General features: G+C 31.1%; 9 protein-coding genes. All 9 read left to right on the top strand.

Going from position 1 to position 14368, the window contains the following annotated elements:
* Positions 1-175: 175 nt before the first annotated feature.
* The 9 genes from EMN46_RS10805 to EMN46_RS10765 all read left to right on the top strand — a co-directional run bounded on the left by EMN46_RS10805 (position 176) and on the right by EMN46_RS10765 (position 14311).
* On the top strand, positions 176-1312 hold the full coding sequence (locus tag EMN46_RS10805; protein WP_154200819.1) for a DegT/DnrJ/EryC1/StrS aminotransferase family protein: 1137 nt from the start codon (positions 176-178) through the stop codon (positions 1310-1312).
* Positions 1313-1461: 149 nt separating this feature from the next.
* Positions 1462-3507 carry a nucleoside-diphosphate sugar epimerase/dehydratase gene (locus tag EMN46_RS10800; protein WP_154200818.1) on the top strand — a complete coding sequence of 682 codons (2046 nt, stop codon included), beginning with the start codon at positions 1462-1464 and terminating at the stop codon, positions 3505-3507.
* A 1299-nt stretch (positions 3508-4806) separates the two neighbouring features.
* A complete protein-coding gene (locus tag EMN46_RS10795; RefSeq protein ID WP_154200817.1) occupies positions 4807-6528 on the top strand; it encodes a right-handed parallel beta-helix repeat-containing protein in 1722 nt (573 codons plus the stop codon).
* Positions 6529-7267: 739 nt separating this feature from the next.
* Complete coding sequence (locus tag EMN46_RS10790) at positions 7268-7546, top strand: helix-turn-helix transcriptional regulator (RefSeq protein ID WP_154200816.1); 279 nt, start codon at positions 7268-7270, stop codon at positions 7544-7546.
* A 3-nt stretch (positions 7547-7549) separates the two neighbouring features.
* Positions 7550-8782, top strand: coding sequence for a type II toxin-antitoxin system HipA family toxin (locus EMN46_RS10785; protein ID WP_154200815.1), 1233 nt, complete (start codon positions 7550-7552; stop codon positions 8780-8782).
* A 560-nt stretch (positions 8783-9342) separates the two neighbouring features.
* Positions 9343-11043, top strand: coding sequence for a hypothetical protein (locus EMN46_RS10780; RefSeq protein ID WP_154200814.1), 1701 nt, complete (start codon positions 9343-9345; stop codon positions 11041-11043).
* A 186-nt stretch (positions 11044-11229) separates the two neighbouring features.
* Entirely contained in the window at positions 11230-11889 is a 660-nt protein-coding gene (locus EMN46_RS10775; protein WP_154200813.1) for a hypothetical protein, read from the top strand.
* Positions 11890-12003: 114 nt separating this feature from the next.
* Positions 12004-13296 carry a carboxypeptidase-like regulatory domain-containing protein gene (locus EMN46_RS10770; RefSeq protein WP_154200812.1) on the top strand — a complete coding sequence of 431 codons (1293 nt, stop codon included), beginning with the start codon at positions 12004-12006 and terminating at the stop codon, positions 13294-13296.
* On the top strand, positions 13286-14311 hold the full coding sequence (locus tag EMN46_RS10765) for a hypothetical protein (protein WP_154200811.1): 1026 nt from the start codon (positions 13286-13288) through the stop codon (positions 14309-14311). The genes EMN46_RS10770 and EMN46_RS10765 overlap by 11 nt, the downstream gene beginning before the upstream one ends.
* The last annotated feature ends 57 nt before the right edge of the window (positions 14312-14368 follow it).

Here is a 14368-nt window from a genome sequence, read left to right as displayed (position 1 = left end):
TCTATTCGTTGATTTTAAGAAAAGGAATTGTTGACGCATTTTGATGTTTTATATCGTGAATTGACCTTTTCCTTTTATTCCGAATGTATTCCTAGATAAATTACCGTCTCTTTTTTATAATTATGAAGTTTTTTAAGATTTAAAATATATTCAATTAGTTTAAAAATTGTTGATCATGCAAGATAAAATATGGCTTTCGTCTCCTCATATGGGAGGTAATGAAATGACTTATGTGCAAGAAGCGTACGATACAAACTGGGTTGCTCCCCTAGGTCATAATGTAAATGAATTTGAAAGATCCTTAGCAGATTATATTGATGTGAAGCAGGCTTCTGCCTTAAGTGCAGGCACAGCTGCTTTGCACTTGGCTCTTATTATGCTTGGAGTTCAAGCTGGAGACGAAGTTATTGTACAAAGTTTTACTTTTTCGGCTTCTGTTAACCCCGTATTATATTTAGGAGCAACACCAATTTTTGTTGATTCAGAGGAAGATACTTGGAATATGAGTCCTATAGCTCTTAAAGAAGCTATTGATGATAGAATTTCAAAAGGTAAGAAACCTAAAGCGATTATTCCTGTTCATTTATATGGGATGCCTGCTAAAATGAAGGAAATAAAAGAGATAGCGAATTTTTATTCTATTCCTATTGTTGAAGATGCTGCTGAAGCATTGGGTTCTACGCTTGACGGAATAAAAATGGGAGCTTGGGGAAAATTAGGTGTTTTATCTTTTAATGGGAATAAAATAATAACAACTTCAGGTGGAGGAGCCTTAGTTTCTGATGATGAAACATTAATTGAAAAATCTCGTTTTTTAGCATCTCAATCTCGAGACGATGCACCCTATTATCAGCATAGTGAAATTGGTTACAATTATCGTATGAGTAATATTGTAGCTGGTATTGGGCGAGGACAAATGGAAGTGCTTAGTGATAGAGTTAAACAACGTAGAAAAGTAAATGCTTGGTATAAAATATTACTAGCTGAGCAAAAAGGAATTCATTTTCATAATGCACCCACAAAGGATTACTATTCTAATTATTGGTTGACTTCAATTATTGTTGATCCAAAGGAAACAGGAGGAATTACTCATAATGATATCCGCTTGGCTTTAGAGAAAGAGAATATTGAATCCCGACTTTTATGGAAACCGATGCATTTGCAACCTATTTTTTCCAAATATCCTTTTTATAGTACTGGTGTTTCAGAATCACTATTTGAAAAAGGCTTGTGTCTTCCATCGGGAAGTAATATGAGTGAAAATGATATGGAACGTATAAAAAGAACTTTGAAACAGATATTGAAGTTTTAGTTTTAAAAAATTAGAACCTAATTTAAGTCTGGTATTATACTCTAGTTTATTTTAATGGATATCTCAATATACATTAATGTTATCTCTGTGGTTAATTTTAATTTCTAGTTAGCTACACGTATTACTTCGACTTAGATAAACTTGCCGATATGAAAAAGATATTATTTAACCTATTAAATAAGCGTATTCTATCCCCTTGGTGGATTTTCTTGATAGACTTGGCATTAGTCGCTTTTGCATTTATTATTGCATATATTGTTCGTTTGAATTTTAAATTACCGACTATTAGTGTATCAGATTTTCTTATAGCAGGAGGAATATGTATTGGTGTATATGCTCTGTTTTTTTTACTTTTTTCTTCGTATAAAGGGGTTATTCGTCATACAGAACTTAATGAGTTGATACGTTTAGTTTACACTAATTTCAGTTCTGTTGTAAGTCTATTTGCTTTAGATTTTATTAATCAAACTTTTAACTTAGGTGTTATTCATATTCCTTATTTAGTATTAGTTCTTCAATTTACATTTACTTTATTTTTCTTAACAGGATTTAGATTGCTTGTTAGAGGTGTATATACTTATTTGTCGAGATGTGAGAAAACGAAGAAGACTTTAATCTATGGGGCAGGTGATTTAGGTCTTTTAGCTTTGGAGATATTAAATAAGGAGCGAAAAGAAAATTATCAAGTTGTGGGTTTTGTAGATGATGATAAAAACAAATGGACAACAAATTTAAGAGATATTCAAGTTAGTGGCTTTCCTAAAGCTCTGTCTTCGGGTATGAAAAAAGGTGTTGGGATGCTTGTTTTGGCCGCATCTAGAATGCGCAAGGAGAAAATAAGTGAGATTACTGAAATTTGTTTGGAAAATAATTGGGAAGTAAAAGTTTTACCTACAATTGATGATTGGATAGATGGTAAAATGTCTGCTAAAAGTGTTAGAGATGTAAAAATTGAAGATCTTTTGGGACGTGATGAAATCCATCTGAATCTACAACGAATTCGCCAAAGTTTATCTGGAAAAACAATATTAGTGACTGGAGCTGCGGGGTCAATAGGTTCTGAAATTGTTCGTCAACTATTGAGATTTCCAATAAAAAAAATAGTTCTTTTAGATCAGGCAGAATCAGCTTTGTATGATTTACAACAAGAAATAAAGTTCAAGTATAAAAAGGCATCATTTGAGATAATAGTTGGTAATATTTCAAATGAGCTACGAATGCGTCACGTTTTTGAAAAGTTTAATCCTGACTTTGTTTTTAATGCTGCGGCATATAAGCATGTGCCTTTGATGGAGGATAACCCTTACGAAGCAATAAATGTTAATGTAAGGGGGACACGAAATCTAGCTGATTTATCTGTTGAATTTAACGTCGAAAAATTTGTCATGATTTCGACTGATAAGGCGGTAAATCCCACTAATATTATGGGAGCTTCAAAGCGTATGTGTGAAATTTATATTCAGGCATTGTCGCAAAAAGAAAATACTAAAACGGCATTTATAACAACTCGGTTTGGAAATGTTTTAGGTTCAAATGGTTCTGTTGTGCCACTATTTAAGAAGCAAATTGAGCAAGGAGGTCCTATAAAGGTTACACATCCCGATATTACGCGTTATTTCATGACCATACCAGAAGCATGTCAGTTAGTTTTGGAAGCCGGTTGTATGGGGCAAGGTGGTGAAATATTTGTTTTTGACATGGGTAAACCTGTTAAGATCCTCGACTTAGCCAAGAAAATGGTTCAATTGGCTGGCTTAAAATTAAATGTTGATATCAATATCATTTTTACAGGACTTAGACCTGGAGAAAAACTTTATGAAGAGTTATTAGCAAGAAGTGAAAATACCTTGCCAACTCACAATGATAAAATCATGATAGGTCAAGTTCGTCTTCACGATTATGAAGAGGTAAACACTTCTATTTCACAAATTTTGTATTATCTCAATGTTGAAGATGATAATATGCTTGTTGCTAGAATGAAAGAGCTTGTACCTGAATTTATATCTAAGAATTCTATTTATGAATTACTCGATGATAAGGGTAATATGAATGAGCAAGAATTATTGATGTTTGACAATCCTCAATTAAGAAATAAAGAGAAATCAAAGATTCCAGTTAACAAAAAGATAACGGGAATAAAAAAAGCTAATCTTGAATTTTTGGCTAAAAATGGGATCAATGGAAAGTTGAATTAAAAGGAAGTGCTTAATTCAAGGAAGTAGAAAATATTCATTCAAGTTGTATTGAGTATTTGTTTATCAGATAAACAGAGAATGACGTGGAAGTGAGGTTGGTATTGGCTATAGTTTATGAGCGATAACCAAATTTGGGCTTTATATCAACTAAAATGGGGAGCTATTATAAACTACAAAGTGGTTAAATTTGAATAAGCACATTTGATAAGTGTGGTAGTAATAAGATAAGACTAAACAATTTTAAAGAAAAGCTCAGAGAGCTGACAGTATGGTAGAATTACCATATAATCCCAATAAGAATCCCAGAGGGATGACAGAAAAATTATTTCAAATTCATTTAACTCTTTCGCTCCTATGGAGCTTTTAAAATAAACACCTAATTCATCTGCTACTATACTATCCTTCCTATGGAACTAAGGAAGATATAAATCAGAAACACATATTTGAAAAAGCTCGGAGAGCTGGCAGTATGGTAGCAATATTTAATATTATTGTAGAGAGAGTGATGACTTTTAACAAAAAAGATCAATTCGAATTTATTTGTTGCTAATTACTAACCTCTAAATAAGTTTGCTTTTTTATTGAGCTATTTTCATCTTTAATAAGATGTGAAAGGTCAAAACGCCCCTTTGAATTTAATTCAAAGGGGCGTTTCTTCTTGTTTTATGTTTGATTAATAATGCTTTAACTGAAAGTCATCTGATTATATTTGTATTTAATGTGTAGAATATGTCCACAAAATTTGATACTTAATTCCACAAATATGATTTTTAGTTTTGGTATTGGTTTTTAATGATAAAGATTAATGATACATACAATTAACATTAAATCAGTTAGTTATGTGGGGGTGCTTGTGTTTTGAAAATATTGGTCTAAAGTGGAATGGAAATTGAAATAGACAATGATCGTTATTGCATATGAAAATTGAGATCAGTGTCTATTAATTAAAAACTTTGAAAAGAATCATAAATTAAATTCATCAACACTTATTCGTGTTTAGTGTAAGTAAAATAGTTGTTCATGACGATTAGGCTGTTTTGGTGAATGTGTATTGTTTCTATTAAATGTAACAATATAAGGTGTGTGGTTGAATAGTTTTTAGTTTTGTGAAGAAAGAAGAGAAACTTGTATGAAGTTAAGAATTTATCTTGCTTTAATAAGGTTTTGGGTTTGGATAAATTAATTATGTATTTATTCCGAATGGTAGATTTTGACACCGATTTTAATGAAGATTTCATATTGCAATAGAGACTGATTGTCAGTCTTGAATTTATTGTTTAAAATTTTATTAGAATTATCATGAAAAATCTATTTTATCTTTATTTTATTTCAGCCCTTTTCTTTGCTTCATGTGATGAAGTGATTAGTATTGACGAAGAAATTATAAGTCCACCTGAGGAGGTTATTCCACCTGCTGATCCTGATCCTACTAGTACACCTAGTAGTTTTGATTTTACAACAATACAAGCGAAGGATACTTTGAATATTGCCTTTTCTCACGATTTAGGTGGGAAATCAATTGAAATTCCTGCTGATGTAGTTATTAATTATAACGAAGGTGAGATTGTAAATGGAACCTTCGTATTTACAAATGGAAAAATTGCAGGGGAATTATTAAATAAGAATTTAATAATTGAAGGAACTCCAACGCTTACTAGTACTACATTTGAATTTGAAAAATCGAAATGGGAAATAACCGAAGGTGAAGTTTCTGACGATATCGCCTTAGTTAATAAAGAAACGATTCAAAAAGTTATTGATGATGTAACCTCATATGGAGCTGAAGTTTTTCAAATTGATGATTTAGATGCTTATTTTCAAGTTACAAGTGAGAGAAATTTAATTTGGTCAAAAGATGAGGCGATTAGTCTTCCTTCTAATTTTACACTAGAAATGACTGATAATACATACTTAAGAGTTCAACCCAATAAATATTTTAGGTATGCCTTATTTGAGCTTCGTTCTGTAGAGAATGTTAATCTTATAGGTGGAAATTTGTATGGTGATAGAGATTTTCATACTTATGATCCTATAGTTACTAATGGGTTAACTTATAAAACTCATGAGTGGGGTAATTTAATACAGATTAAGAGTGGTGTAAATGTAACGGTAAAGAATATGAAATTAATGGATGCAGCTGGTGATGGATTGGAAATAGGTAGTATTGGTCATACTTTTAGTTCGTATTATGTTGCTTCTAGTAATATTCTAGTGTCTAACTGCACTTTTGATAGTAATAGACGAAATAATCTATCTATTACTGATGGTGATGATATGATTGTTGAGAATAACACATTTTTGAATGCAGGAATAGATACGCCATATTCAGAAGGAACGGCTCCTAGAATGGGGATTGATATTGAAGCTGGTAGAGGTCGTAGTTCAGATGGAACGTTGATTTATTATGAAAGAGCCAGTAATATTATTATACGAAATAATATTGAAAAAGGGAGTCTTAATGCTTCATTTTATGTCGCTATAGGTGAGGATGTAACCATTGAAAATAACACAACAGAATCTGCTATAGGGTTGGGTGTTGGAACTAGAATAACGATTAGAGGAAATAAAATTACTTCTAGCGATGGTAATGGATCTACAGGAATTGTAGGTGGAAGACTTGAAGATAATGAATCAGTATTTGGAAACGAAATTTCTGGTAATATAATTAATGGTTATACTACTGGTATTAGTGTACGTAATTCTGATGTGAAAGTATTTGGAAATGAAATTAAGGAGTGCATAACATCAATAACAGTGAGGAATCTTAAAGATGCTGAAATTTATGATAATATAATAACAACTACGAGAGATGCGTACTGCTACGGTATTAGTATAGCCTCGGGAAATGTCGATGATGTACTTATTAGAGATAACGAAATTGAAGTTGCTTATAAACCAATTTCTTTCATTAATGTAAATGCTGAATCAGGACAGGAAAATAATGTTGTAACTGTTAAGGGAAATAACCTGAATGGAGGGAAAGTTCATATTTCTAATTCAAATGGAATTGTTGTTGAATAGATTGAATTTATAAATACATTTTAGATATATAGAAATCCTTGGGAATTTAAATTCTCAGGGATTTCTTTTTATGTAAATAATTTTTCTCCGTATTGTTTTGGTCTACCTTTTCCTGCTTGTTGCTTACCTTTAAAGAGATATCTTAAATCAGCATCGTTACGTAATCTACTTATTACTTCAAAACCTGTCACGCACATATTTGTTACAAAAGGTTCTTTTAGAAGTAAGCATCAGCAATTCAATGACTGGAAATGCAAAACAAGTCATCTTTTCTATCTATACCTGAGCATAATGATCTAGAAAACTCATATTGTCTAATTTGCCAACCGTTTGAACAGCTTCCAAATGAATAGCTGTATGATTAACCAAATCAATCGCCCCAATGCCACCAATTTCTAATCTGCATTTTATCTACTTTTAATCTAAAGAGGGTTCTCAGCAAACAGGCATTTTTCACCACAAGTTGATATGTTAATATGATATTTCGGTGTCTCACTTTTTTGTTGAGGCTCCGAATAATTTCATAGTAACTGTCAGAATTCTTTTTCTGATTCTGACAGAGTTAAAATTGAAAGCTTGATGCTTTCAGACTTTTTTAATCTTTCTCCTTTAACCTTTGAACTTTTCAAGCTCTATGACCTTAATAAGTATCATAACCACTAGTTTTGAACGTATCAATTGATTAATATATTAGCTATTTTGGGTAGTAATACGTATATTTAGCTAATATTTAAGCTATATGTATTCACTGTCATCAACACCAATAGATATGAGTAAAGCTTTGGCAGAACGCCATAAAGCTTTACGTAAACACTTAAAACTTTCACAAGCTGAAATGGCCGAGCGATCGGGCGTTTCATTGGGCAGTTTAAAACGTTTTGAAAGAACAGGTCAAATCTCTTTAGAATCACTTCTCAAATTGGCTCACTTGATGAATCGTTTAGGTGATTTCGAGTCTATATTTCAAACAAAGGAAGATCTGTCCAATATTGAAAAACTATTCACCACAAAACCTTAAGAAATGACTGGGATAGAAAATGTACTAGTAAATTTTAATTTGGAAGGTCAATCATACGAAGTGGGGGAGTTGGTTTTGAATAATCGGAAGATCTATTTTCGATACCATTCCGATTTCTTGAAAACAGGCCTGAATATTTCCCCCATAAAATTACCCTTTGTAGGCGAAATTACGAATGCAGAAAAAGACCCATTTGAGGGTCTTTATGGCATTTTTAATGATTCTTTACCCGATGGTTGGGGAAGATTATTGTTGGATCGTAGCCTAAGTTCAAAAGGAATTGACATTCTCAGCATGACACCTTTAGATAGATTGGCTTATGTTGGAGAGAATGGTATGGGAGCGTTGTCTTATCTGCCGCAACAGGATGGACTTCGTGATTTTGAGAAGCAACTGGAATTAGACGTCATTGCTAGAGAGATGACACATGTTCTCAAAGGGGAGAGTACAGAAATGATAGAAGAACTTTTTACCTTAGGAGGTTCTTCTGGTGGAGCACGTCCTAAGATTTTGGTGGGATTTAAGAAGCAAACCAATGAATTGATTCATGGGTACAATCAAATTCCTGATGATTTTGAAGAATGGTTAATTAAATTTCCATCATCCCAAGATAACCAAGAGATTGCTAAAATTGAATACGCCTATTATCAAATGGCTTTAAAAGCAGGAATTGAAATGAGCGAATGTCAATTGTTTCAAGGTAAATCTAACCAAACTTATTTTGGTACCAAGCGTTTCGACAGAACAGAAAAGGGTAAACTTCATGTACATACAGCAAGTGGTTTAATGCACGATAATTTTAGAATGAGCACAATGGATTATGGACACCTGATGGATTGTGCTTTTCGTTTGGAAAGACATGTGAATGCTTATGAAAAAATATTTCGCTTAGCAGCCTTTAATGTCTATGCACATAATAGAGATGATCACTCTAAAAACTTTTCTTTTTTAATGAATGCTCAAGGAAATTGGAAAATGGCACCAGCTTACGACCTGACTTATTCAACTTCAGCTTATGGTTTGCACAATACCATGATTGCAGGTGAAAGTAAAAACCCAGGAGAAACACATCTATTAAAATTAGCGAATCATTTTGGACTGAAGAAGCCTGAATCAATTTTGGAGCAAGTAAAAGAAGCGATTTCTCAATGGAGACATTTAGCTCAAGATTGTGGTATCTCAAAACAATTAACTTCCGAAATTGAAAAGACATTTAATCGCTTAAATAAAAATTGAAAAGGAAATAGGACGTTCTCTCTTCGGGCTGCTGCAAAGAGAAATTTACATCCTTTTAAGTGCAGAAAAATAGGAAAGGGGGTTTTTGTAACATCCTGCATAAGATCGTTTATGAACAAGCCTATTCAACTAATCTAACTAAAAAACGTCATCGTATTACAAATATTATTGCAGAACAATGCAAGAAAAGAGATTCTTTAAATCATATTCAATATGAATATATTGTAAATAATTGCTTTGAAATAATTAAAGCTTCTTAATTTATTTTGTTAGTTTTGAATTGACCCTCGTTTTGCCATATAATTCCGTAATATGAGAGGTGTGAAATTTCTATTCCAAAATAAAATTAAAGGCTGGACCTGATTTTCATAAACTAAAATTTCTTGCAACTTTAATTTGGATAAAGACTTTTGTAACATTCTGCATCATATTGATCTCGAATATGTTTAACCAGTCAATAGAACTAAAGTCAGCCATCGCATAACTAACCTAATCAAAGAACAATCCCCAAAAAAAATTCATTTGATAGGATTAAAACTTAATACAAAAAATCGAGTTGGATGAGTAATATTTTATTAATCTCAAGCACTTTAATTTTAAAATATAAATTTGAAAAATTTATGAAAAAAATTATACTGTTAATCTTATTGTCTATCTGTTTATTTTCTTGTGTTAATCAGAGTAATGATCATCAGAAACTACTTGATGCAGAGAAATATAAGAATAACCCTGATAGTGTTGCGAAGTATCTGTTTCAAATAGAAGAACCTAATCAACTTTCAGAAAATAATTTAGCAGATTATTACAGGCTCTATGCTTATACACAATTTAATAGCGCAACACCTCAAATTAATGAAAAGATATTTCAGATACCTTTGAAATATTATAGGTCTACTAATGATTTAGAAAGACAATATGAAGTTTATATGCTTGGGGGTACTTATTGGCTTCAACAGAAAAACTATGAGAAATCTTTCAAATATTTAAGTCTTGGAAATCAACTTGCAACAAAGAATAATAATTCCAAAATGCTTGATCGTTTCTGTGAATTATTAGGTGGCCTTCATATGGAGCAAAAGATGTATAGTGCCGCAATTTTGTATTTTAAGAAAAGGTTGAAAGTTAATAAAGATGCGATAGCAGATATTTACTATGATATAGCGTTAAACTATGCTTATGAAGGAAAGTTAGATTCTGTCAGGAAATATATGAATAAGAGTTTTAAAGGTAGTGATAATATTTCTACGGATTTACGTGTCAATAGGATCAGAAATTATGCCGATATATTATATGGAAAAAGAAGATATATAGAGTCAATTGAGCAGTTGAAACAGGCTGAAAAATATTCTAATAATTCAGGGCTTCCTAATCTGTATGCTAGCCTTTCTTTAGCTTATTTGGCTGTAGAAAAAAATGATTCCGCTAACATCTTCTTTGAAAAAGCTAAAATATCGTTTAATTCAAATGCTAATAGAGACGATGCAAATTATATTTCACGTAAGAATATATTGATGGCACTTGAAGCTGTTATTAATTCTAAGAAAAATAATCATATCAGTTTGTTTGGAATAGGTAATTTTAACGATTCTATTGTAAGTGAAAATTATAAGACACAACAAATTATAAGAAAACAGCTAGGAGATAAAAATAGGTTGGAGACTAATATTCTTAAACTGAAGTTAAATAGACAAAGATTATATTTAACTGTAACTATTATAACAGTTTTATTTGCATTGATATTATTTGTGTTTATTAGTTATAATAGAAAAAAAGTTAGACGGCTAGTCGAAATTGAAGAAAAAACAGAAACGCTACAAAGATTATTTGATAAAGCTTTAAAAGAGCAATCAAATGAAATTGATGATAATTTTTTTAAAAAGATTTTACTTCAACAACTAGGTATAATAAAGTTGATTGCGACCAATCCAACTTCACAAAACCAGGACCTTTTACAACAAATGACACGAATTTCCAATGAGGATGTAAATGTTGAATCTTTGCTGTTATGGTCCGATTTATATCCGATCATTGATTCTATATATAACGGATTCTTCACAAATATCTCAAAAAAATACAGCAATATATTACTAGAGAAAGAAATTCAATTATGCTGTTTGCTTTGTGCAGAGTTTTCAACTAAAGAGATTAGTGTAGTTACACAACAAAGTGTTCGAACAATTTATCAGAGAAAAACAAATATAAGGAAGAAACTTTTAATCAACGAAAAAGGTGATATTGTAGAATTCTTGATGAATTTATAATTGTATTTCTAAAGGATATAAATCTAAAAATGCCAGATATAAACTTTTCCCCAAAACTCCATAGTTAATATTTTGTATTACAGAGGTCTATGAAATGGCCTGCACTCTAAAAACTTCATGATATAAATCAATCGAAGGGCGTTTTGCACGTACTTTTACCTATGTAATTCGAACAAAGATTATATCATGATGAAACAAATTATTAGTTTTTTATTCGTAGTAATTTTCAGCAATACTATAAATGTATATGCGCAAAAAAGTTACAATCTAGTTGAAGAATATTATCAAATAAGTACCAAAGGGGAAATTGATAATAGTTCTATCAAAGAAAGAAGATCATACAGTTTTGAAGATGGTAAATTTATATCAGGACAAAAAAATGTGAATGGAATAATTACAAAACTTGATACTTATATTGATCAATATAATTCTTTGTCAAATATTGATGAGCATAAAAGTTATATTCAGCGTGATGCGCAAGGGTTTGTAACTATGCAGAGATTCATGAAGAATCAAAATGTTCATTATTATACCTATAATTCTTGGGGTGATTTAATAAGAGATGAATTGATAATTCGTTCAGGGAATGAAAAAAATACAACCGTCTTTACTTACGAATATTTCTATTTGTCTGAGTTTACTCACGCTACAAATGCTAAAGGAGTAACTGCCATTTCCGGTTGTAAGAATAATTATAATGCTCTTTGGTTGAAAAAAACAGTAAGAAAGGACGATTTCATTATTGAACATGTAAATCGAAAAGTAAGCAAGGGCAAAACAAAATTTTACTCAAGTTTTGTTAAGAAATTCTTAAAAATGATAGGTTACGGACCAACTGTAAACTAATCAACTCCTCATAAACCCTCTTTTCAAGAAATTACTATTCTTAATATTTAGCATGTGGTTAAATTAAGAATCAGTAATGAATGATGAATTCCCACTAATATAAATAAGAAAATTATGAAATATAAAGCATTACAAATTTTAATATTTAGTTTGTTTTCTGTACAACTTTGCGCTCAGAATTATCAAATTAAAGGGAAAATTATTTCTGATATAAATGAAGCAGTACCTTTTGCAAATGTCACATTAAAGCTACAAGATTCAACTTCTATATGTGGTGTAAGTACAGATACTAAAGGGAATTTTAGAATTTCAAAAGTTAAAAGTAACAACTACATTCTTTTAGTTTCTTGCATCGGTTTCGAAACTTTTAAAACTGAATTTGATTGTGTTTCGTCCAATATTAATCTGGGTGAAATTGTTTTGAAAGATCAGCGAGTAGCCTTAGATAATGTAACAGTAACAGTAACAGCTGCAAATATTATTGATAAACCTAATCGTAAAATTGTATTTCCGAATCCAAAGCAAAAAGAATCTTCGAGCAATGGATTAAATTTATTACAAAGTGTAATGCTACCAGGTGTAAAAGTGAATCCTTTAATGAATAGTATTTATTTGATAGATGATGGAGAAATTCAGTTGCGGATAAATGGTGTCCAAGTAAGCGAAAAAGAAGTAATTGCATTATTGCCGGATGATATTCAGCATATCGAGTATATTGATAATCCTGGTTTGCGTTATGGAGATTCTAGAGCTGTAATAAATTACAAAACAAAAAGGTATCAGACTGGTGGTGGTGTAAGCATCGATTTAATGCAATCTCCACACGTAATGTTTTCTGAAGATCAAATTTCAGTTCGTTTGAATGTAAATAAATCGGAATTCAAGTTTAATTATTCCTTAAGCTTGAGAGAATTCTATGAATTTTGGAGAAAGAACAACGAGAAATTTTTATTTGAGAATGGCGATCTGTTGGAAAGAATAGAGGTTGGTAAATCTGGACGTTATACTAATGAAATCCATAATTTATCTTTTACCTATAATTATCAAGAGCCTGAAAAATATTTCTTTAATATAAATCTAAAATATGTTGGTAATTTAGAACCTCATAACGATTATAACAGTCAATTATTAAGATCAGATGATGATTCTTATAAAGTAAATATTGAGGATTATACAGACACCAGAAGTTATTTCCCATCAGTTGATTTATATTACCTGCGTCATTTAAATAGTAAAGAACGATTAATGTTTAACATGGTTGGGGCCTATATTGGTACTGACTTAACTGGTGTCTATAATGAAGGATCATATGAATCGTCTAATATGATTGAAAGGAATGTTGAAGGTGAAAAATATTCGTTGATTGGGGAAGGTTTGTACGAAATAGATTTTGACAATGGGGATTAAACATAGTCAATCAATCACGGAAAATACTTATTCTGGATCATATTTGTTTACTACAGATCTAGATCGTGCTGATACCTATTTTTATACAGAATTTTCGGGCAATAAAAATAAATTAAATTATTCTTTGGGGTTTGGTGTTAATAGATCATGGTTAAGGCAAAATAATGATGAAGGTTATGAAACTTATAATATTCGACCAAGATTTAATGTGAATTATAAATTTACGGATCACTTTTCTGGAAGAATAACAGGGAAAATGGATAACCATTCTCCGGATTTATCAAAATTAAGCGATGTCGAACAGGCAATCGATTTATTACAAATAGAAAGAGGTAATCCAAACCTTGATCCTTATCAGCAATATCAGGCTGATTTATATTTTGAATATCACAAAGGTTTAATTACAGGGATTGCTAAATCGCAATACATTTTGGCAAACGATCCAATAATGGAAACGACCCTAAGAGAGGAAAATATGTTTGTTCGTACTTATGACAATCAAAAAAAATGGACAAAGTATAATAATGAGCTGACTGCAAGAGTTGGGATGTTATGGAAAGTATTACAACTTTCGGCTACAGGAGGATTGAATAGATACATTAGTGAAGGTAAAAGTTATTTACATACTTATAATAATTTTTATTACCGTGCTGAAATGATGCTTGCATATAAAAGTTGGTTATTACTTTTTAACGCCAATAATAGCTATAATCATTTTTGGGGAGAAAGCGTAATTGGTGGTGAGAATATGCATATGATGATGGTGATGAAAAACCATAAGAGATATTCTATCGGACTGGGCATCATTAATCCCTTTGTAGATAATTATAAACGAACAAACGAGAACAGAAACCAATATGCTTCGAATAAGCGAGAAGCTTATTTAAATGAATCTTCAAAAATGGTTGTAATGAAATTTACATGGAATTTTAATTTTGGAAGAAATTATTCGAGAGAAAATAAACGTTTGAATAACGCCGATAATGATGCAGGTATAATGAATGTGACTAAATAAAGTGTTATAATAAAGATTATAATCTTACTATTTCTTCTCCAAATAATAATATGTTTT

Origin of the sequence: Ancylomarina sp. 16SWW S1-10-2 (genome assembly GCF_009669305.1) — a bacterium.
In the GTDB taxonomy this organism is placed as follows: domain Bacteria; phylum Bacteroidota; class Bacteroidia; order Bacteroidales; family Marinifilaceae; genus Ancylomarina.
This window is presented reverse-complemented; position numbering and strand designations above follow the sequence as displayed.